Genomic DNA, 21,642 nt, shown 5'->3' on the forward strand with positions numbered 1-21,642 from the left:
CAGGGGGTAGCGACTGTTTAGTAAAAACACAGGGCTCTGCGAAGTCGAGAGACGACGTATAGGGTCTGACGCCTGCCCGGTGCCGGAAGGTTAAGAGGAGGTGTGCAAGCACTGAATTGAAGCCCCGGTAAACGGCGGCCGTAACTATAACGGTCCTAAGGTAGCGAAATTCCTTGTCGGGTAAGTTCCGACCTGCACGAATGGCGTAACGACTTCCCCGCTGTCTCCAGCATCGGCTCAGCGAAATTGAATTCCCCGTGAAGATGCGGGGTACCCGCGGTCAGACGGAAAGACCCTATGAACCTTTACTGTAGCTTTGCAGTGGCATCAGGAAAATGCTGTGTAGGATAGGTGGGAGGCTATGAAGCATGGGCGCCAGCTCGTGTGGAGCCATCCTTGAAATACCACCCTGAATTTTTCTGATGTCTAACCGCGTCCAGTCAGCCTGGACCGGGACCCTGCATGGTGGGCAGTTTGACTGGGGCGGTCGCCTCCTAAAGTGTAACGGAGGCGCGCGATGGTGGGCTCAAGTCGGTCGGACATCGACTGTTGAGTGCAATGGCATAAGCCCGCCTGACTGCGAGAGCGACAGTTCGAGCAGAGACGAAAGTCGGCCATAGTGATCCGGTGGTCCCGCGTGGAAGGGCCATCGCTCAACGGATAAAAGGTACTCTAGGGATAACAGGCTGATCTCCCCCAAGAGTCCACATCGACGGGGAGGTTTGGCACCTCGATGTCGGCTCATCACATCCTGGGGCTGGAGCAGGTCCCAAGGGTTCGGCTGTTCGCCGATTAAAGTGGTACGTGAGCTGGGTTTAGAACGTCGTGAGACAGTTCGGTCCCTATCTGCCGTGGGTGTTGGAGACTTGAGAGGAGCTGTCCCTAGTACGAGAGGACCGGGATGGACATACCTCTGGTGCACCGGTTGTCACGCCAGTGGCACCGCCGGGTAGCTACGTATGGAAAAGATAATCGCTGAAAGCATCTAAGCGAGAAACTTACCTCAAAACCAGGTCTCCCCGAGGGCCGTGATAGACCATCACGTTGATAGGCCAGATGTATACGGGCAGTAATGCCCTCAGCTAACTGGTCCTAATCGCCCAATAGGCTCAATCATAACCGGGACCGCAGCAATGCAATCCCAAAACCACATGCATAGAAATCATCCACAACACCAGAACTGCTACTCACACACACGACCAAACGACAACACGCACACGCACCAACCCCCACACGTCCCATCAAACATACCAAGTTTGCTCGGACGACCTGGTGGCCATGGCGGGGAATGATCCACCCGATCCCATCCCGAACTCGGCCGTGAAAACCCCCAGCGCCTATGATACTGCATCTTAAGATGCGGGAAAGTCGGTCGCCGCCAGGTCTTCCAAACAAACCAAGCCGCATCCTCCATGCAGCAATCACATCACCCACGCGGGGTGGAGCAGCCCGGTAGCTCGTCAGGCTCATAACCTGAAGGTCACAGGTTCAAATCCTGTCCCCGCAACCAAATGAACATAGCGACGAACCCCCCGCACCGTAAGGTTCGGGGGGTTCGTCGTTAGTCCTAGCCACGCCCTAAGAACGGCATCGCATTTGCCATCACCGTCAGAAACGGGATGTTGGTGCCGAGCGGTAACGACGCCATCAGCACGACAGTGCGGCCGACATCCTTCACGTCCATCATCGGCTCCACCGCGATATGGCCGGCCGCCTGTTTGGCACCGGTCTGCATCCTGGCTGCCAATGCAGTTGCTGCATTGCCGATGTCGATCTGGCCGCAGGCAATATCGAAAGCGCGGCCATCCAGCGAGAGCGTCTTGGTCAGTCCCGTAACGCCATGCTTCGTGACCGTATACGGAGCCGAATCCGGGCGAGGCGCGTGCGCCGAGATCGATCCGTTATTGATGATCCTGCCGCCGCGGGGCATCTGCGCCTTCATCATCCGGAATGCACCCTGCGCGCATAGGAAGATGCCCGTCAGGTTGACGGAAACGACGCTGTTCCAGTCCTCGAGCCGCAGATCTTCGAACGGAACGCCGGGCACGTTGATCCCGGCGTTGTTGAACAGCAGGTCGAGCCGCCCGAACTCGGCCTGGATCGTCGCGAACAACCTGTCGACAGAATTCGGATCGGCGACGTCGGCCGCGCAGGCGAGCGTACGGGTCGCGTCGCCGGCCTGGCCTATCGTTTCCTGGAGGGTCTCCATCCGACGTCCGGCAAGGACCACCGACCAGCCGTCCTGCAGGAGTGCCAGCGTGACCGCCCGGCCAATGCCGCTTCCGGCTCCGGTGACCAGGGCAACCCGACTGGTCCCGGTATCGGCATTCTGAGCTGTCATTCTGGTCGTCCTTCCTAAGGCACGGATGCGCGCGTCGTACCACGCGGGATCAAGGTGAAGCCAACGTCGGTTCGTGCGATCCCACTGGGGTCATCGTGCTGAAGCAGCTCTGCGACCAGCTCGCCGGTGCGCCGGCCGAGATCGTCGAAATCCACGGCGATCGTACTCAGGGCCGGAACCATCTGCTGCCCGATCTCGAAATCACCGAAACCGAGCAGCGACATGTCGTGGGGAACATCGATGTTTCGTCGCCGGCATTCCATCAGCACACCGACCGCGGCCAGGTCGGACACCGCGAATACCGCATCCGGCGGCGCCGCCTCGTCGAGCAGCCTGGCCATGATCCGTGCACCCTCGGTAAACGAGAAGGGAATATCACCCTCCATACGGACCATATCTGCCGGAAGCTTGGCGGCAAGCAGAGCATCGGTGAAGCCATGCAGGCGCGCCTCGCCACGCAGATCCCTGCGTTCGCCATCCGACGACGCTCCGATGGCGGCAATACGCTTGTGGCCGAGCCCGGCCAGGAAGTCGCCCGCCGCACGACCGATCGCATAATTGGAAAAGCCGATGACGTGGCCGATCGGATCGTCCGGCAGTTCAGCAACCTCGACAACCGGGATACACGCCTGCGCCACTTGCCGCCGCATGGTCGCGCTGTGCGCCGATGCGGCCAGCACCAGCGCTTCCGGGCGCCTGGAAAGCACCGTGTGCACCTGTCTTTCTTCCTCGGCCACGCTGTAGCTGGTGTAGCCGATCAGCAGTTCGTATCCGGCCGTCCGCAAGGCTTCGGTCAGGCCTTCGACCATCGCTGCGAAATTGCCGTTCGACAACGTGGGCAGCACCAGTCCGACAAAGCCGCTTCGCTGCGTGGCGAGGCTACCAGCCGCACGGTCCGGCACGTATCCGAGTTCCAGAACCGCCCTTTGCACCCGCTCGCGGGTTTCCGGCAGCACATGATCCGGGCGGATGAACACGCGCGTCACCGTCATCCGCGACACGCCGGCCAGCAGCGATACATCCCGCAGGGTGGCCTTGCGTCCGGCCGGCCTGGTCAAGGATCAGCCCAGGCCGTCAGTGTTCGGAAGGGAGCTGCCACGACGGTTCAGATACAGCGCATAGACCTCGCTGCTCGCACAGATGAACAATCTGCTACGGTGCCTGCCGCCGAACACCACGTTGGAAACCGGGTTTGCCAACCGGATCTTGCCCAGCAACTCGCCTTGCGGGCTGACGCAATGCACGCCGTCGCCAGCGCTGGTCCATATATTTCCATCCTCGTCGCACCGGAACCCGTCCGATGCGCCGACCGAAGGCGCGTAGAACGGCCGCTTCTCGCCAACGCGACCGGTTCCTGCGTCGAGGACATCGAAAACACTGATCTGTCGTTCGACCGACTTGTCGTTCATGCGCCCGGTATCGGAAACATAAAGCTGTTTCTCGTCGGGCGAAAAACACAGTCCGTTCGGACAGGCGAACGCGTCGCTCACGACGTCCAGCCGGCCGCCCGCATCAAGCCTGTAGATCTGGCAGGGCACTTCTTCCACGGCACGCTCGCCTTCATAATCCATCGCGATCCCGTAATGAGGATCGGTAAACCAGATCGAACCGTCCGACTTGACGACAACGTCATTCGGCGAGTTCAGCCTCCTGCCATCGTAGCGGTCGACCAGTGTGGTGATGCGCCCGTCATGTTCCGTACGAACCACCGAGCGTGCGCCGTGCAGGCATGAAATCAACCGTCCCTGCAGATCGCGGGTGCCGCCATTGGCAAATTGGCTAGGCTGGCGATAGACCGAAACGCCCTGTCCCTCGATCCATCGCAGGATGCGGTTGTTCGGAATATCGCTGAACAGCAGGCATCCTGCATCGCCGAACCAGACCGGCCCTTCGGTCCAGCGGCAACCTTCGGCAATGCGCTCCAGTCCGGCATTGAAGTGGATGTAGCTCGAAAACCGCTTGTCGAATGTCTCGAATATTTCCACCGCTCAGCGTCCCCAGATCTTTTTGTACGCCGCGCGGTAGTTGTTGTCGGGATCGTAGATGTCCTTCTTGCCGCCATCCAGGTCGACGTTCTTGATCGTGACCAGATGCACCGGCGCGACGTAGCCGGAGGCCGGCTGCCCGGCGAAGCTGCGGTTCATCTCGTCGATCACCTGCCAGCCCTGCAGCAGCAATGGTTCGGGCACCGTCGCTGCCTGGAACTGGCCGCTCCGGATGCGCTCGTAGGCGGAGTTGCTGCCATCGCCGGCGCTGATATTTGCCGGCGGTCCGGCGGCGTCACGTCCGGCGGAGATCAGAGGCGGTCCGATGAAGTCGTAGTACAGATCGTTGATCGCCAGCGTGTAGGTCCATTTGGCGCCGAACCGCTGCAGCAACGCGGTGGTCAACTGCGACATGCGCGTCGAGGTATCCGCCAGCGGCGTATCCTCGAACGACAGCACGGTACATCCGGGACAGGTCTTGATTTCGTCGCGCATCATCTGCGCCTTCGCCAGTGCAATCGCATAGGCGCTGTCGGTAAAGATCACTACGCCGGCCTTTCCGCCGCTTTGCGCGATTGCATAGTCCGCTGCGACCTTCGCTACCTGCGAACTGTCGCTGCCGATGTTGCTGACCACTTTGTATTCCGGCATCGGACCGGGCTTCGGGCCGCCGTGCCAGGCCATGATGGTGATCCCGGCCTCTTCCGCCCGGGCGATGTCGGCCGCGTTCTGGACCACATCGTAACCACCTATGACGATCCCGTTCGGCTTCAATGCCATGGCCTGGCTGAATGCGGAATGGATGCCCGAAACGCTGCCCTGGCCGTCGAGCACGCGGATGGTCCAGCCGATCGCCTTGCCAGCCTCCTTCACCCCGTCGCCGTTCTCCTGGATGCCGCCGTTGCGCAGGTCGGCGGCCACGTAGATGACAGTCTTGCCGGCAACTGCCTTCGGCCCGGTCGTTGGTCCGGTCCAGGTGACGGAAGGATTCGTGGCAGCCGTAACGACGGCCTGTGCACGGACGAGGGTGTCGTCCGCATGAGCGGGCCGACCAAGTGCGACCAGCCCAAGTCCTGTCGAGATCGCGATCCCGGCGTAACGGCGTGACGGATGATGTCTGGTCATGATGTTTCTCCCGTTTTGGCCTGCTTTGCGCAGTGCCGGTTTAATCAGTAGGCAGTGATCCGGCCGGAGCGGGCTTGGGCGCAGGACGGACGAGCCGCGCCATGCCGCGTCGCCGTCCCGTCCAGCCGGCAAGTCCGATGGCGATCAGCAGGGTGGCGCCGTTGAAGGCGGGCTCGACCCAGAAGGCGCCGCCCAGCTGCTCGATCCCGGAGATCCCGATCGCCAGGATCACCACGCCGACGACCGTGCCCCAGATGTTGACGCGGCCTGGGTTGATCGTCGTGGAGCCCAGAAACGCGCCGACCAGCGCCGGCAACAGGAACTCAAGGCCAACGCTGGCCTGGCCGACCCGCAGCCGTGCCGCCAGCACGACACCGGCAAAGGCGGTGATCAGGCCCGACGTCATGAAGGCCAGCATCACGTAGCGGCGGGTGGAGATGCCGTTCAGCTCGGCGGCGCGCGGATTGGCGCCGATCGCATACAGATAGCGGCCAAGCGGCGTGTACGTGGAGATCACCCAGAGAACTGCGGCGAGGCCGAGCACGTAGAAGGCCGGGATCGGGATCCCGGCGATCCGGGCGATGTCGAGCTCGAAGAACGATTGCGGCAGATGGCCGATCACTTGCCGGCCGCCGGTCCACCAGAGCGCGATCGCATAGGTCAGCGTGCCGGTGCCGAGTGTGGCGATGAAGCTGTCGATCTGCGCCACCTCGACCAGCAACCCATTGAGCAGGCCGAACAACACCCCCAGTGCCAGCACGATCACGACGGCGAGCGGCCACGGCACTCCGGCGACCTGTAGGGAGATGGCCAGGATGTGCCAGAGCACCACGCCGTAACCGACCGTAAGATCGATCTTGCCGGTCATCATCGGGACGGTGGCGGCGAGGGAAAGCATCGCCACGACCGCCTTGTCGCCCAGGATCGAGCGCACGTTCAGCCAGGTCGGAAAGGTGTCGGGCAGGATGACCGAGAACAGCACGGCGAGCAGCACCGTGAGGACCACAAGCCCATAGACCGGCAGCAATCCGGCGATGCGCCGGCCGAGCGGTAATCCTCTCAGGCTACCCCGCACCGGCTCCAGTGCAGTGGATTTCAACGACGTCATAGCTGAAATCCTTCGGTTCGAACGTGGGTTTCGGGCGATCCGGGCGGGTGACATGAACCACCGGCGGATGCCGCCTGGAGCAGGCTCTGCACCGACAAATCGTCGCGGGCGATCTCGGCCACCACCGAACCCTGGCTGAACACCAGGGCCCGGTGACAGATGGCAGCGACCTCCTCGAAGTCGGTCGCAACGACGATGATCGACAGCCCGCTCGAAAGCGCCTGCTGCAGCAGGGCGTAGATCTCCGCCTTGGCGCCGACATCGACTCCCGCGGTCGGTTCCTCCAGGATCAGCAGGTGACTGGCGATGCCGAGCCAGCGTGCCAGCACCACCTTCTGCTGGTTGCCGCCGGACAGGGTTTCCACCGGGCGCCTTGGATCGTTGGGACGCAGGCTCATGCGTGCCCCGGCGGCGACGCAGTCGGACCGCTCGGACGACGGCAGGCGCAGGCTGAACAGCCGGTGGCCCAGCGCGCCCGGGTTCAGGAACAGGTTCTCTCTCACGCTGAGCGGCATGCCGAGGCTCTCGGCGACCCTGTCGCCCGCGACCAGCCCAACGCCGGCTCCCATCGCGTCGGACGGGGTCCGCGGCTGGTACGGGCGTCCGTGCAGGCTGATGCTGCCGGCGTCGATGCTTCGCGAGCCGAACAGCGCCCGGCCGATGGCGTCCTGTCCGGCACCGCGCAGCCCGACCAGACCGACGATCTCGCCACGGGCCAGGGTCAGGCTGACCGGGCCGGTTTCGTCGACCACCAGCCGGTCCAGGACCAGGCAGGTCTCGCCGGACACCGGGCCCGGTCCCCGGAACAGCTGCTCCGGCGGCCGGCCGACGATCATCGTGACGAGATCGGTCGGGTTGGTCTCCGCGACGGTCTTGCGGCCGACCAGCCTGCCGTCCCGCAGCACCGCGACCTCGTCGGCGACCTGGAACACCTCGTCGAGCCGGTGCGAGACGTAGATCATGCCGATCCCGCTCAGCCGCAGTTCGCGGAGCACGGCCAGCAGCCGGTGTACCTCGTCGGCAGGCAGGCTGGCGGTCGGTTCGTCAAGCACCAGCACTTCGGCCTGGGCCGCAAGCGCCCGCCCGATGGCCACCAGGGACCGTTCGGTGCGGGAGAGATGCATGATGCGGGCATCCGGATCGATGTCGGCACTCATCAGATGAAGCACGGACAGCGCCTGCTTCCGCGATGCGCTCCACGAGATCAGGCCGTGGCGGCGCTTGTAGCCGACCCCGAGCGCTATGTTCTCCGCCACCGTCATCCAGTCGATCAGGCCGAGATCCTGGTGGATGAACGCAACCGACTGGTGGCTGCCCTTCCGGGCGGCGAGGTGCCGGTACGGCTGGCCGCGAAACAGGATCTGGCCGCCATCAGGCACATGAATGCCCGCGAGCATCTTGATCAGCGTCGACTTGCCCGCGCCGTTCTCGCCCAGCAGCGCCAGGATCTCGCCATGGTTCAGGCCGATCGACACATCGTCGACGGCGAGCGTGCCGCCAAACCGCTTGCTGACGCTCCTGAACTCGAGAAGTGGCGGCCCGGCTTGATCCATGGTGCGATGTCTCCCCGCTGCGTACCGGTTCAGGTGATGTCGAGATGCACCTTGATGGCGCGCTGCCGGTCGGCAGCCAGCACGAAAGCTTCCGGCGCATCCCGGAGCGGGAAGCTTGCGGACAGGATCGGGATAATATCGATCCGTCCGCTCGACAGCGCCGCGACCGCGATGTCGAACGCGTCGTGGAAGCGGAACGAACCGACCATGTCGATCTCGCGCGCCATCAGCAAATTGACCGGCAACGGCACCGCACCGGGCGGCAACATGCCGAGCTGGACGATGCGCCCTCCCGGACGCACCAGCAGCGGCAACTGGCTGACCGAGGCGGCGGCGCCGGTCGCCTCTATGGCGATGTCGAAGCCGTCCTGCTGCCGGGCTTCGCGATCGAGGCCTTCCGGATCGGCCAGGATGTTGATTGTGCTCGCGGCACCCATCGCACGGGCCACCTGCAGCGGGGGATCGCAGAGGTCGGTGATGGTCACGCCGGCGGCGCCCGCATGCAGGCTGGCGGCGAGGCATAGCAGCCCGATCGGACCCGCGCCGGCGATCAGCACCTGGCGCCCGACCATGGTGCCGGCCCGCGATACGGCATGAAGTGCCACCGCCAGTGGTTCAGCGCAGGCGGCGACGCGGTATGACATGGAGTCCGGCACCGGTACGCATTGGTCCGACCGCACCACGACGTTTTCGCTGAAGCCGCCTTGCACGTGCGGCATCAGAGCGGCACTGCCGAGGAAACGCATATTGCGGCAGAGATTGCCGCGGCCCTCGCGGCAGTAACGGCACTGGAGACAGGGGCGGCTCGGGTTGATCGCCACCCGGGTACCGACCGAGACACCGGCGCGTGCGGGGAGGTCCGCCTGCGGAGCCAGTTCGATTACCGTGCCGGATACTTCGTGCCCCAGGGTCAGCGGTTCGCGTATGCGAAAGTCGCCGACGCCGCCCTTGTTGAAATAGGACAGGTCGGAGCCGCAAATGCCACCACAGGCAACGCGGACGCGCGCCTCGCCCGGCAACAGGGCACGATCATCCCGATGTTCGACGCGCAGATCATGCGCACCGTGCAGCACGGCAGCAAACATGTTTCTCCCCCGAGGTCATTGTCCAGGCCGGATTATCGCTCCAGCTCTTGCAGTGTGACCGTGCACATCGCTATGCCAGTTTGTGCGCGACGACGGAAGCCCATTTGTCGGCATCCGCCCGGACGACGCGGCCCGCCTCGAAATGCCGAGGCTGCATAAGGATGTTCCATGAGCGGAACCAATGCCTTCAACCTGGCCGGGCGGCTTGCCCTGGTGACCGGCTCGAGCCAGGGGATCGGCTTCGCACTCGCCAGGGGCCTGGCCGATGCTGGCGCCAGGATCGTGCTGAACGGCCGGCGGCCGGATGCACTGGCGGACGCCGCTGTCAGGATAGGGGCAGCTTGCGTCGCACCGGGCTACGGGCTCGGCCTGTTCGACGTGACCGATCCGGACGCGGTGGAGGCCGGTATCGCGCGGATCGAGCAGGAGGCCGGGCCGATCGAGATCCTGGTCAACAATGCCGGGATCCAGAGACGCCAGCCCCTGGACGAGTTTCCGGTCGAGACCTGGCGCGAGGTCATGCGCACCAATCTGGACAGCGTCTTCTTCGTGGGCCAGGCGGTCGCCAAACGGATGATCCCCCGCGGGCATGGCAAGATCATCAACATCGCCAGCCTGCAGAGCGAGGCGGCGCGTTCGACCATCGCGCCGTATACGGCGTCGAAGGGGGCGGTGAAGATGCTGACGAAAGGCATGTGCGCGGATTGGGCACGCCACGGCCTGCAGATCAACGCGATCGGGCCGGGATATTTCGAGACGGAACTCAATCGTAAACTGCGTGACGATCCGGAGTTTCACGCCTGGCTCTGCAAGCGGACGCCGGCCGGCCGCTGGGGCAAGGTCGAGGAACTCTGCGGCACAGCGGTGTTTCTTGCGTCCAGCGCGTCGGATTTCGTGAACGGCCAGGTCATCTATGTCGATGGCGGCGTGTTGTCGGTTCTTTAAGGGGTTTTCGATCATGCCTGAAAAACTGCTTCAGCTTTGTGGTGTCCTGCCGGCGACGCAGGCGGTACTGGATGCGCGCTACGATGTGTCCAGGTGGACCGGCATTGCCGATCCCGACGCCTGGTTGTCGGAGCACGGTGCCACGGTGCGGGCAGTCGTCACCGGCGGCCATTTGGGCATCGAGACCGCAATGGCCGAACGCCTGCCGTCGCTTGGGATCGTGGCGATCAACGGTGTCGGCTACGATCGCGTCGATCTCGATGCGATGCGACGTCTCGGGGTTCGGGTCACCAACACCCCCGATGTGCTGACCGACGATGTCGCGGATCTGGCGATCGCGCTGATGCTCAACGTCATGCGGCAGCTGCCCGCGGCGGAACGACATGTGCGGGATGGGTTATGGCCGACCTCGCAGCCGTCGCTCGCCCGGCGGGCATCGGGCCTGCGATACGGCATAGTCGGGCTGGGCCGGATCGGGCAGGGGATCGCTGCACGCCTGGCCGGGTTCGGCGGCAGCATCGCCTATACCGGGCCGAACCCGAAGCAGAGCGCGCATCGCTATCATGCGAAGCTGCATGATCTTGCCGCTGCGTCGGACGTCCTGTTCATCGCCACGGCCGCGTCCGGCGCGACGAGGGGTCTGGTCGATGCGTCGGTGCTGGAGGCACTTGGACCGCAAGGCGTTCTGATCAATGTGGCCCGTGGTTCGATCATCGATGAGCCGGCGCTGGTAGAAGCACTCGCGACGCACAAAATCTGGGGCGCCGGTCTCGACGTGTTCGATGACGAGCCGAATGCGCCGGAAGCGTTGTTTACGATGGCGAACGTGTCGCTGGCACCGCATGTCGGGAGCGCCACCGCGGAGACGCGCGATGCGATGGGAAAGCTAATGCTGGAAAATCTCGACGCGTTCTTCGCGAACGCGGACCTACCGACAGCGGTGGTCTGACCATCCGCTCCAATGCCGCTCCCGGTGGATCGACCACGCGGGAGCGGACGTTCGATCAGTTACCGCGCTGCGTAACGCTGCCCGGTCGTGGCCTCGTGCGGGTCGCACTGCATGACGTAGGCGCGCATCTCTTCGACGGCGAGATCGCTTTCCTCGAGCCGGTGCTTCACGACGTCGCCGATGCTGATCAGGCCGACAAGCTTGCCGTCCTCACAGACCGGGATATGCCGATGCCGATGCAGGGTCATGAGTTGCATTGCCTGGGTGACGGTTGCATCGCCGGTGAGCGTCGGCATGTCGAGCGACATGAGATCGGCGGCTGTCAGCTCGGTCACCTCGTCATGATGCTCGGACAAACCCTTGACCACTTCGCGCTCAGATAGAAGCCCGAGAAGCTGGCCGCTTCGATCCTGGACGACGACGGCGCCGATATGGTTGGACGTCAAGGTATCGACGACAGCCAGAAGAGTATCGTCCGGATAAACCGTGGTCACTCCCCAACCCTTACGACCGAGGATGGTACGGATCGAAGTCGACATGACTACCTCCTTTGCAGTTCTCTTAAGGAACAACACCGGTTCTAGCCGCGCCGGCAACGGAAGCCGTAGTATAGTCCTCGTCATTCGCCATCGGCGCGTTTATTCCGAGTGCGAGCCGAGCTTCCGATCACTTAAAAGAGAGGACGCAGTTGCAGCATGGACAAATTCTGAATTCATGCGTGGGTCGGCATGTTGTATCGGCGCGATCAGCATCGATGGCACGAGACCGAGAACAACGACCAGCACTGCCAGGACACCGAGTGTTGCAACGCCGCTGAAGCGGGTTGGAAAGACGGTGCGATCGCCGAGACGGTCGGACACCGGCATCGCCATCACGACCACGATCCGCAGGTAATAATAGAGGCCGATGATGCTGCCCAGAATAAGCGCGATCAGGGGCAGGGTGAGGTGGCTGCCGACGCCGGCGGTCATGACGTAGGCCTTGGCGATGAAGCCCATGGTCGGCGGGATGCCGGCAAGCGAGATCAGCATCAGGGTCAGGATGCCGGCGAGCCATGGCCTGCGCCAGAACAGCCCTCGATAAGCGTCGATTTCCGCCACGTCGTGCGGCGCCGCGGGATCGGACAGGATGCCGATGACGCCGAATGCGCCGAGCGTGGTGACCGCGTAGGCGGCGAGGTAGTAGCTCGACGCCGCGATGCCGAACGTCTCGGGCGACAGGAACGCGACCAGCAGATAGCCGAGATGCGCGATCGAGGAATAGGCCAGGATCCGCTTCAGATTGTCCTGGCCGAGTGCCAGGAGATTTCCCGCGACCATCGACAGGATCGCGAAGACGGCGATCGCCGACATCGCCGCATGGTCCATTCGCCCAGGGCCTGCCACGAAGTAACGCATCAGCACGGTGAACACCGACAGCTTGGAGATCACCGCGATGAACCCGCCAACCGGGGCCGGCGCGCCCTCGTAGACATCCGGGGCCCACATGTGGAACGGCACGATCGACAGCTTGTAGCCGATGCCGGTCAGGATCAGTGCCGAGGCGACGAGCCGATACACACCGACAGTGTGTCCGGCACCGGAGCCGGCCGCGGAAAAAGACAAGGTGCCTTGGGCCGCATAGATCAGGGCGATACCGAACAGCAGGAACGCCGACGATGTCCCGGCCAGCACCAGGTATTTCATGCCGGCTTCGGTGGCATCCGGGCGATGCCGCGGGTAGGCGATCAGGCCCAGCAGTGCCACGCTCAGGGTCTCAAGCCCGAGGAAGAAGGTGGCGAAATGGTCGCTGCCCAGCATGACCACGGCCCCGAGCGTCGCGATCAGGAGCAGCAGGTAATATTCATCCGCCGGGCTGGATCGCAGGGCGCCGACATAGCCGTGCGACAGCAGCAGCACCGCGAGCGACGACAACAGCACGAGGGCGGTGGCGAAGGTGAAGTAGCCGTCGATCAGGAACAGCGGGGGCACCCGGACCGGCAGGCTGCCGGATGCGGGCCAGAGGCAGGCCAGCGATACGAGCAGGCACAGGCCGGTCAACCAGGCGGCCAGTCCGTTCGAGCGGCGAAAGGCGATCCCGGCCATCAGCACGACGGTGCCGCCCGACAGCACGATCATCGGCAACAGCGCCACGAGGTCTGCGATGGTCATGGTCATGGCAGTGTCTCCCGGGTGTTTGCCTGGCTGAGCACGACCGGACGCGCGGTGGCGGCGACCTGTGTCGATGGAACCAGATGGTCGAGCGACGAGGCCGCCACGTTGATGATCGGCTGCGGCAGCACGCCCACGGCGATGATGGCCACGATCATCACCGCCATCACCGCCATGTGGCGGCGGGACAGGTCGGTGATCACCGCGCCGGGCTGGCTCGGTCCGAGCAGGCTGCGCTGCACCAGCATCAGGACGTAGACCGCCGCCATCACCAGCCCGACGGCGCCGAGGATCGCGGCGGGAGGACTGACCCGGTAGGTGCCGAGCAGGGTCAGGAACTCGCCGACGAAGTTGCCGAGGCCGGGGAGCCCGAGCGACGCCACGCCGAAGAACAGGAAGATCGCCGAGAAATGCGGCGCGCTGTGCCAGAGACCGCCCATCCTGCGCAGGTCGCGGGTGTGCAGCCGGTCCTGCAACGTGCCCACCAGGATGAACAACGCGCCGGTGCTGATGCCGTGCGCGATCATCTGGATGACCACGCCCTGCAGGGCGAGGCCGTTCCAGGCAAAGATACCGAGCAGGACGAAGCCGAGATGGCTGACGCTGCTGTAGGCGACCAGCCGCTTCATGTCGGTCTGCGCCATCGCCAGCAGGGCGCCGTACAGGATGCCGATCACGCCGAGCGCCAGCGCCACCGGCGTGAACAACCGTGCCGCATCGGGGAACAGCGGCACGGTGAACCGGATCAGGCCATAGGCGCCGGTCTTCAGCAGGATGCCGGCAAGCAGCACGCTGCCGGCGGTCGGCGCCTGGGTGTGGGTGTCGGGCAGCCAGCTATGAAACGGCACCACCGGCAGCTTCACCGCGAACGCGATGAAGAAGCCGAGCATGAGCAGCATCTCGGTGCCGGGCGGCATGTAGGTGCCGAGCAGCTGGAAGTAGTCGAAGGTGAACTGCCCGGTCGCCTGGCGGTGCGCGAACACCAGCCCGAAGATTGCCAGCAGCATCAGCAGGCCGCTGCCCTGGGTGAACAGGAAGAACTTGATCGCCGCATGCACCCGGCGCTCGTGACCCCAGATGGCGACGAGGAAATACATCGGGACCAGCATGATCTCCCAGAAGAAGAAGAACAGGAACAGGTCGGTCGAAAGGAATACGCCGATCACGCCGGATGTCGTGGCCAGCAGGCATACGTGGAAGAAGCCGACATGCTCGGTGATCTCCTTCCACGAGATCACCACGCTGACGACCGAAAGCGCCAGCGTCAGCCAGAGCAGCAGCAGGCTGAGTCCGTCCATGTCGAGCCGCAGGCCGATACCGAGCTGCGGGATCCAGGGCGACGAGAAATGCGCGAGCCAGCCGGCGCGCAGTCCGGGATCCGGGGTGGCGACGGACAGGGCGGTCAGCAAGCCGGCATCGACCACCAGGGAGCCGATCGTCAGCCAGCGCGGCCAGTTTGAACGGCTGGCGCCCCCGAGACACGCGATCAGCGCGCCCAGTAGCGGGACGATGATGAGCAGGGGAAGCATCATGCGAATAATCCGATCGCAAGAGCGGTGATCGAGCCGGCGGCGACCCAGCCTGCGTACCAGCGGACGCGTCCGGTCTGGGTGAGCCGCAGCGCATCGTGGGCATGGCGGGTGGCAACGGCGATGCCCTCGTAGAAGCGGTCGATGATGTCGTCGCGGTTGATGTGCACCAGCCAGAGCAGCGGGCCGACGATGACCGTGTCGTAGAGCGTATCGAAGCCCCATCCGGTGCGAAGCAGGCGGGCCGTGGCAGTCTGGCTCGGAGAGAGTTCGGCCTGCGACGAGAACCGCCGCCAGGCCAGCCCGATCCCGACCAGCGGCACCAGCGAGGCGACCACCAGCGGCCAGGCGGACTCACCGACAGTCTCGGCGGTGACACCGAACACGCCGCCGAGCAGGTGCGACATGATGGCACTGGAGCCGAACAGCGCCGGCGTCTGCAGGAAGCCACCGATGAGGGCGAGCACCGACAACACGCCGAGCGGCAGCCCGATCCGCCAGCCGGTCACGCCGTGCGGGACGGTACGCACCGGTCCGAGGAACACGATGAAGAAGGCGCGGAAGATGTAGAGCGCGGTGAGGAACGCGCCGACCAGACCGGCGCACCAGAGCACCCGGCCCGCGGCACCACCGTTCCAGGCGCCCTGCAGGATCGCCTCCTTGCTGTAGAAGCCGGCGGTGATCAGCGGCAGTGCGGCCAACGATGCGCTGCCGATCAGGAAGCACCAGAACACGCCGGGCATGCTCCGGCGCAGGCCGCCCATCCTGAAGATGTCCTGCTCATGGTGCAGGCGCAGGATGATGGCACCAGCCGACAGGAACAGCAGCGCCTTGAAGAAGGCGTGCGTCACCAGATGGAAGATCGCCGCATCCCAGGCGCCGACGCCCAGCGCCAGGAACATGTAGCCGATCTGGCTGATCGTCGAGTAGGCGAGGATGCGCTTGATGTCGGTCTGGACGAGCGCACTGGCGCCGGACAGCAGCAGCGTGATTGCCCCGATCGCACCGGTCGCCAGCATCGCGTCCGGAGCCAGCGCGAACAGCACATGGGTGCGCGCGATCAGGTAGACGCCAGCGGTCACCATCGTTGCAGCGTGGATCAAGGCCGATACCGGTGTCGGCCCGGCCATCGCATCGACCAGCCAGGTCTGCAACGGGAGTTGTGCCGACTTTCCGAGTGCGCCGCCCAGCAACAGGAACGCCGCGACCGTCGGCATCAGGCTGCCCTGCGGCCAGGCGGTCGCCGCCTGTTGCATCAGCGGCTGGATCGACAGCGTGCCGAACTGCGTCGCCAGCAGGAACAGGCCGGTGATGAGTGCGGTGTCACCGATGCGGGTGACGATGAACGCCTTGCGTGCGGCACGGCCGTTGGCGGGATCGTCGTACCAGAAGCCGATCAGCAGGTAGCTGCACAGACCGACGCCTTCCCATCCGACATAGAGCGCCAGAAGATCGTTCGCGAGCACGAGCAGCAGCATCGCAGCAACGAACAGGTTCATGTAGGCGAAGAACCGGGCATAGCCGGCATCGCCATCCATGTAGGCCGAGGCATACAGATGGATCAGGAACCCGATCACGGTGATGACCAGCATCATCGCCAGCGACAGCCCGTCGAGACGCAGCGCCACGTCGGGGGCGAACGAGCCGATCCGCATCCAGTGCCACAGGGTCAGGTCGAACGGCGTCACCGCGCCGCCAGGCGCCAACTGCGTGGTCGCGACGATGCAGGCCAGGATTGCCGCGATGCCGACCGAGCCGACACCGACGATGCGTACGCCGTCCGTGCCGAGCCGTCGGCCACCCAGCATCAGGATCACGCTTCCGAGCAGCGGGAAGATCAGGACGAAGGCGAGCAGCGCGTGCATCGTTCATCCCCTCAGGGTGTTGCCGGTGTCGGAATCGAGCGTTGGTCGCCGCGTCTGCAGCAGAAGGATCAAGGCCAGTCCGACCGAGATCTCGGCAGCGGCCAGCGTCAGCACCAGCAGGAACATGATCTGCCCGTCGGGCTGGCCCCAGCGGGCGCCACCGGCGACGAAGGCAAGGCCGGTCGCGTTCAGCATGATCTCGATCGACATCAGCATGAAGATCAGGTTGCGCCGGATCAGGACCCCGGCGAGACCGAGCGCGAACAGGATTGCGGCGAGCAGGATGGCGTTCTGCGGCGAGACGGTGCCCATGATGTCATGTCCCCCTGCCGCTCTCGCGGCCAAGATGGAAAGCGCTGATCAGGCCGGCGAGCAACAGGATCGAGGATAGCTCGACGGCGAGCAGGTACGGCCCGAATAGGGCCAGCCCGACCTGCTGTGGCCCGACCATCGCGACACCAGTCGCTTCGCCGCGTCCCATCACCCCGGCATAGAGCAGCTCGGCGCCGAGCACGGCGGCCAGCAGCGCCGGGCCGGCCCAGCTGCTCGGTGCCAGCCAGGCATTCTCGCGGGCCGCGTCGTCGGCATCGATGTTGAGCATCATGATGACGAACACGAACAGGATCATGATCGCGCCGGCATAGATGATGATCTCAAGGGCCGCCGCGAACGGCGCGCCGAGCGTGTAGAAGATGGTGGCCACCGCCAGCAGCGACACGATGAGATACAGCAGCGCATGCACGGTGACGGTGCGGGTGATGACCATGGTCGTCGAGATCACGGCGACGATGGCGCTGAGCGTGAAGAGCAGGTTCATCGCACGTCACGGCAGCAGGCTGTGGATGTCGACCGGCGGGTCCTCGCGTTCGGCCGTGCCCTTGTCCTTGCCGGGCACGGCCATTCCGGCGATCCGGTAGAAATTATAGTCCGGGTATTTGCCGGTTCCACTGATCAGCAAATCCTCTTTTTCATAGACGAGGTTGGGGCGCTCGTATTCGCTCATCTCGAAATCGGGGGTGAGCTGGATGGCGTAGGTCGGGCAGGCCTCCTCGCACAGGCCGCAGAAGATGCAGCGGGAGAAGTTGATCCGGAAATATTCGGGATACCAGCGGCCCTGGTCCTCGGTCTTTTGCAGGCTTATGCAGTCGACCGGGCAGACCGCCGCGCAGAGATTGCAGGAGACGCAGCGCTCTGCGCCGTCCGGGTCGCGGGAGAGGATGATCCGGCCTCGGTAGCGCGGCGACAGATAGGGTTTCTGTTCGGGATATTGCACCGTCTCGCGACGGTGGAACATGTGCAGGAAAGTCAGCCAGAGCGTGCGCACGGAGCTGAGCATTGCGGAAGATCCTAGGGCGAGACGAGAAGCATCACCGCGCCAGTTACGGCGACGTTCAGGAGACAAACCGGCAACAGGACTTTCCAGCCGAATGCCATCAGCTGGTCGTAGCGGGGCCGCGGCAAGGCTGCCCGCAACAGGATGAAGAAACAGATCAGCACTCCGGTTTTCAGCACGAACCAGACCAGCGGCGGCAGCACCGGGCCGAGCCAGCCACCGAGGAACAGGGTGGTAACCATCGCGGCGATCAGCACGATGCCGGCATATTCGGCGATGAAGAACATGCCGAACTTCATGCCGGAGTATTCGGTATGGAAGCCGGCGCCGAGTTCGTTCTCGCCTTCCGGCAGGTCGAACGGCAGGCGATGCGTCTCGGCGATGCCGGCCAGCAGGAACGTCACGAAGCCGAGGAACTGCGGCACGATGAACCAGAGATGAGTCTGCGCCAGCACGATGTCGCTCAGACTGAAGGAATGCGCCAGCATGACGGTGCCGAGCAGCGAGAGGCCCATGAACACCTCGTAGCTGACCATCTGCGCCGCGGCGCGCATGCCGCCGAGCAGGGCGAACTTGTTGTTCGAGGCCCACCCGGCCAGCACGACGCTGTAGACGCCGAGCGAGGTCATCGCGAGGAAGAACAGCACCCCGACATTGAGGCCGCCGGCCAGGCTCCAGCCGGAGGTGACCGGGATCACGGCGAAGCCGAGCAGCACCGTCACCATGCCGATCGCCGGCGCCAGCACGAACACCGGGCGGTCAGCGAACGGGGGCGTCCAGTCCTGTTTGAACAGCATCTTTACCCCGTCGGCGACCGCCTGCAGCAGTCCGAACGGGCCGACCCGGTTAGGTCCGTAGCGGTCCTGCCAGACGGCTAGCAGCCGGCGCTCGACCCAGGTGAGGAAGGCCGCCGTGCTCAGCAGCACGAACAGGCTGACGATGATCTGGAAGATCCCGAACCCGATGGTCATGCGGCACCCGAGGCGATCGGGGCCCATTGCGGCGCATCGAACGCCGTGAATGGGGCTGCATGAGCGGGATACCGGGCCACGCCGTCCGGCAGGCTGGGGTCGGTGACGACTGCCACCGAATGGCCGGTGCCATCCAGCGTGAGCCGTATCGTGTCACCGAGCCTTGCGTGCATGGCGGCCGACACCGAAAGCGACGGCGGGGCGATGCGGGATTTGCAGGACGGCGACCGGTCGCTCAGTTCTTCCGAGCCGAACAGCCGGCCGGCCGGCAGGACCAGCAACTCGTCGTCGCGTGCCAGGAACGCCACCGGAACGACCGGGTGATAGGCGCCCGCGGCGGGTGTCGCGTCCAGCAGCCTGATGCCGGGGTCGCCGCCCTGGAGCGGACCGCCAACCTCCTCCTGGAACTTGTTCAGCGACTGCACCGAGTTCCAGGATGGTGCCCAATAGAACGGGCGCAGGGCTGCCGGCATGTCGCCGTAGAAGCCCTCCATGGTCGAGCTGAGGGGCGCGTCGGCACTGGTTTCCGGCATGCGGTCGCGCACGCTGACGTTGGCCTGCGACGCGGTGCGTCCGCTGAACCGATGCGTCTCGCTGCGGATGCGTGCGCCCTTGATCCGGAAGGTGGCACCCGGGGCCGCATCGCGCACGGCGGCAAGCGCGGGATGGGCTACGCCAAGGGCCGCGATGACGTCATCCAGGTTGGCCCAGGAGAAATCCTCGTTGCGCCCGGCGGCGCGCGCCGCATCACGCAGCCAGCGCCATGAATCCTGGATCGGCGCTGCAGGATAGCTCGCCTGGAAGAAGCGTTGTGCCCGGCCCTCGCTGCTGACAAGGGTGCCGTCGGTCTCGGCAAAGCTGGCGGCCGGGAGAACCAGGTCGGCCAGTTCCGAAGTCGCGCTCTGCAGATGGTCCAGCACCACGACCCGGGCCGCACTCTGCATCGCGTCCGCCAGTTGCTCGTTGGGCACGCGGCGGAAGAGGTCGTTTTCCAGCACGATCACCGTCCGGGCGGCACCGCTGACGAGCGCCTCGATCGCGGCGGCCAGGCGCTCTCCGCCCAGCATCGCCAGTCCCATGCTGTTGCACTCAGGCATCGTCAGGCTCAGCCGCGCATCGGGCCGGGTGCGGTGCAGCGCACGCGCGATGTCGGCGGCGGCGTTCATCATCGCCGGCGAGCCGCATTCGGTGCCGCTGACGATCAGCGGCCGTTTCGCCGCCAGCAGCGCGCCGGCGATCAGGTCGGCCTGCTGCGCCAGCGCGTCCGGCAGCGCCGGTGCCGCACGGGCCCCAGGATCGATCCGGTGCGCGATCGCAGCGCCGAGGCGGACGATGTCGTCCGGGGCCAGGTGCACGCAGAGGGTGGAGACCGGATCGAGATCGGTCGAGGCCGGGGTCAGCTGGAACAGCGGGGACCGCACATCGTCGCCGAGGGTGCGGACCGCGGCGTCGAGCCAGAGCGGCACCTTGGCCTCGTTTGCCGCCTCGAACGAGGCCTGCCGCACTGATTGCCGCAAGGCCAGCCCAAGGCGCGGTGCGGTCTTGCAGACATCCTCGCCGAGCACGAGCACCGCGTCCGACTGCTCGGCCTGCTGCAGGGTCGTGATGGCGGCGGGATTCGAGCGCAGGATGTCCAGCGTCGTTTCGAGCAGGGTCTGTTCGAGGTCCGACACGCCGAGATGGAAATGCGCCCGCCCGACCAGGGTCTGCAGGGCGAAGTTCGCCTCAAGCGACGCGCGCGGCGAGCCGATGCCGATGACCTGACCTTCACGCAACGCATCGGCAAAACGCTGCACCGCGTCGGACATGTCGATCGGCTGCAGCATACCCGATGCATCGCGCAGCAGCGGCGTGCGCACGCGTTCGGCAACGTTGACGAAGCCATAGCCGAAGCGTCCGCGATCGCACAGGAAGTAGCGATTGACCTCGCCGTTGTAACGGTTCAGCACGCGCCGAACGATGCCGGCGCGCTCGTTGACCATGGTGTTGCAGCCGACCGCGCAATGCACGCACACCGAGGGTGCGCCGCGCATGTCCCACTTCCGGGCATAGTTGGCGGAGAACGGCTTGTCGGTGAACACGCCGGTCGGGCAGACCTCGACCAGATTTCCGCTGAAATCGCTTTCCAGGGTGCCGCTCTCGTGGCGACCGAAAAACACGCTGTTGTTCGAGGCGAACGCGGCCAGGTCCTGCCCGCCGGCATAGTCGCGATAGAAGCGGACGCAGCGATAGCAGGCGATGCAGCGGTTCATCTCGTGCTTGACGAACGGGCCCAGATCCTGATTGCGGTGGGTGCGCTTGGTGAAGCGGTAGCGGCGGTTCTTGTGCCCGGTCATCACCGTCATGTCCTGCAGGTGGCATTCGCCGCCTTCCTCGCAGACCGGGCAATCATGCGGGTGGTTGGTCATCAGCCACTCGACCACGCTCGAGCGGAAATCGGTGGCTTCATCGTCCTTGATCGAGAGCCGCGCGCCTTCCGTCACCGGCGTCATGCACGCCATCACGATGCGGCCGCGCGTGTCGTCGGGGCCGCTGAACTGCTTGACGGCGCACTGGCGGCAGGCGCCGACCGAACCCAGTTCCGGATGCCAGCAGAAATACGGAAGGTCGCTGCCGGCGGACAGGCAGGCCTGCAACAGGTTGGTATCCGGCTTTGCCTCGAAGTCCTTGCCGTCGATATGGATGATTGCCATCGCCTATCTC

At 64.9% G+C, this 21,642-nt stretch carries 18 protein-coding genes, 1 tRNA gene and 2 rRNA genes (1 of these 21 running past the window's edge); 5 read left to right on the plus strand and 16 right to left on the minus strand.

Going from position 1 to position 21,642, the window contains the following annotated elements; genetic code table 11:
- The 3 genes from HN018_RS10400 to HN018_RS10410 form a co-directional block, all read left to right on the plus strand.
- Positions 1–1,117 (plus strand): 23S ribosomal RNA (locus HN018_RS10400); it begins 1,626 nt to the left of the window's first position.
- A 151-nt stretch (positions 1,118–1,268) separates the two neighbouring features.
- Positions 1,269–1,384: ribosomal RNA gene (gene rrf, locus HN018_RS10405) — 5S ribosomal RNA — on the plus strand.
- Positions 1,385–1,433: 49 nt separating this feature from the next.
- Positions 1,434–1,510 (plus strand) — tRNA-Met (locus tag HN018_RS10410).
- A gap of 57 nt (positions 1,511–1,567) precedes the next feature.
- On the opposite strand, the gene HN018_RS10415 is transcribed toward HN018_RS10410, so the two are convergent.
- Genes HN018_RS10415 through HN018_RS10445 form a run of 7 tightly spaced genes read right to left on the minus strand, consistent with a single transcriptional unit; the run spans position 1,568 to position 9,197 of the window.
- Entirely contained in the window at positions 1,568–2,341 is a 774-nt protein-coding gene (locus HN018_RS10415) for an SDR family oxidoreductase (protein WP_171837240.1), read from the minus strand.
- A 14-nt stretch (positions 2,342–2,355) separates the two neighbouring features.
- Positions 2,356–3,399 carry a LacI family DNA-binding transcriptional regulator gene (locus tag HN018_RS10420; protein ID WP_239479199.1) on the minus strand — a complete coding sequence of 348 codons (1,044 nt, stop codon included), beginning with the start codon at positions 3,397–3,399 and terminating at the stop codon, positions 2,356–2,358.
- A gap of 3 nt (positions 3,400–3,402) precedes the next feature.
- Complete coding sequence (locus tag HN018_RS10425; protein ID WP_171837241.1) at positions 3,403–4,326, minus strand: SMP-30/gluconolactonase/LRE family protein; 924 nt, start codon at positions 4,324–4,326, stop codon at positions 3,403–3,405.
- A gap of 3 nt (positions 4,327–4,329) precedes the next feature.
- Positions 4,330–5,451 (minus strand): substrate-binding domain-containing protein, encoded by a 1,122-nt coding sequence (locus HN018_RS10430; RefSeq protein ID WP_171837242.1) that lies wholly within the window; start codon positions 5,449–5,451, stop codon positions 4,330–4,332.
- A 40-nt stretch (positions 5,452–5,491) separates the two neighbouring features.
- A complete protein-coding gene (locus HN018_RS10435; protein ID WP_171837243.1) occupies positions 5,492–6,559 on the minus strand; it encodes an ABC transporter permease in 1,068 nt (355 codons plus the stop codon).
- Entirely contained in the window at positions 6,556–8,112 is a 1,557-nt protein-coding gene (locus HN018_RS10440) for a sugar ABC transporter ATP-binding protein (protein WP_171837244.1), read from the minus strand. The genes HN018_RS10435 and HN018_RS10440 overlap by 4 nt, the downstream gene beginning before the upstream one ends.
- Positions 8,113–8,141: 29 nt before the next feature.
- Positions 8,142–9,197: an L-idonate 5-dehydrogenase gene (locus HN018_RS10445; protein WP_171837245.1), complete on the minus strand. Its 1,056-nt coding sequence runs from the start codon at positions 9,195–9,197 to the stop codon at positions 8,142–8,144.
- Positions 9,198–9,365: 168 nt separating this feature from the next.
- Between HN018_RS10445 and HN018_RS10450 the strand changes: the two genes are divergently transcribed.
- Complete coding sequence (locus tag HN018_RS10450) at positions 9,366–10,142, plus strand: SDR family oxidoreductase (RefSeq protein ID WP_171837246.1); 777 nt, start codon at positions 9,366–9,368, stop codon at positions 10,140–10,142.
- Between the two features lie 13 nt (positions 10,143–10,155).
- A complete protein-coding gene (locus HN018_RS10455) occupies positions 10,156–11,091 on the plus strand; it encodes a 2-hydroxyacid dehydrogenase (protein ID WP_171837247.1) in 936 nt (311 codons plus the stop codon).
- A 59-nt stretch (positions 11,092–11,150) separates the two neighbouring features.
- Here HN018_RS10455 and HN018_RS10460 read toward each other — a convergent pair whose 3' ends face one another.
- From HN018_RS10460 to nuoG, 9 genes are all read right to left on the minus strand, one after another.
- On the minus strand, positions 11,151–11,630 hold the full coding sequence (locus HN018_RS10460) for a CBS domain-containing protein (RefSeq protein WP_171837248.1): 480 nt from the start codon (positions 11,628–11,630) through the stop codon (positions 11,151–11,153).
- Between the two features lie 99 nt (positions 11,631–11,729).
- The gene (locus HN018_RS10465; RefSeq protein WP_171837249.1) at positions 11,730–13,247 is read right to left on the minus strand and encodes an NADH-quinone oxidoreductase subunit N; all 1,518 of its coding nucleotides are present in this window, start codon (positions 13,245–13,247) and stop codon (positions 11,730–11,732) included.
- On the minus strand, positions 13,244–14,773 hold the full coding sequence (locus HN018_RS10470; protein WP_171837250.1) for a complex I subunit 4 family protein: 1,530 nt from the start codon (positions 14,771–14,773) through the stop codon (positions 13,244–13,246). Before HN018_RS10470 ends, HN018_RS10465 begins: the two co-directional genes overlap by 4 nt.
- Positions 14,770–16,635, minus strand: a complete 1,866-nt coding sequence (gene nuoL, locus HN018_RS10475; protein WP_171837251.1) for an NADH-quinone oxidoreductase subunit L — start codon at positions 16,633–16,635, stop codon at positions 14,770–14,772. The genes HN018_RS10470 and nuoL overlap by 4 nt, the downstream gene beginning before the upstream one ends.
- 3 nt (positions 16,636–16,638) lie before the next feature.
- Positions 16,639–16,947, minus strand: coding sequence for an NADH-quinone oxidoreductase subunit NuoK (nuoK, locus tag HN018_RS10480; RefSeq protein ID WP_171837252.1), 309 nt, complete (start codon positions 16,945–16,947; stop codon positions 16,639–16,641).
- 4 nt (positions 16,948–16,951) lie between these two features.
- Positions 16,952–17,452 (minus strand): NADH-quinone oxidoreductase subunit J, encoded by a 501-nt coding sequence (nuoJ, locus tag HN018_RS10485; protein ID WP_171837253.1) that lies wholly within the window; start codon positions 17,450–17,452, stop codon positions 16,952–16,954.
- Between the two features lie 6 nt (positions 17,453–17,458).
- On the minus strand, positions 17,459–17,971 hold the full coding sequence (nuoI, locus tag HN018_RS10490) for an NADH-quinone oxidoreductase subunit NuoI (protein WP_171837254.1): 513 nt from the start codon (positions 17,969–17,971) through the stop codon (positions 17,459–17,461).
- An 11-nt stretch (positions 17,972–17,982) separates the two neighbouring features.
- Positions 17,983–18,939 (minus strand): NADH-quinone oxidoreductase subunit NuoH, encoded by a 957-nt coding sequence (nuoH, locus tag HN018_RS10495; protein ID WP_171837255.1) that lies wholly within the window; start codon positions 18,937–18,939, stop codon positions 17,983–17,985.
- On the minus strand, positions 18,936–21,632 hold the full coding sequence (gene nuoG, locus HN018_RS10500; RefSeq protein WP_171837256.1) for an NADH-quinone oxidoreductase subunit NuoG: 2,697 nt from the start codon (positions 21,630–21,632) through the stop codon (positions 18,936–18,938). The genes nuoH and nuoG overlap by 4 nt, the downstream gene beginning before the upstream one ends.
- Between the last annotated feature and the right edge of the window lie 10 nt (positions 21,633–21,642).

The sequence above is a fragment of the Lichenicola cladoniae genome (assembly GCF_013201075.1).
Lineage (GTDB): Bacteria > Pseudomonadota > Alphaproteobacteria > Acetobacterales > Acetobacteraceae > Lichenicola > Lichenicola cladoniae.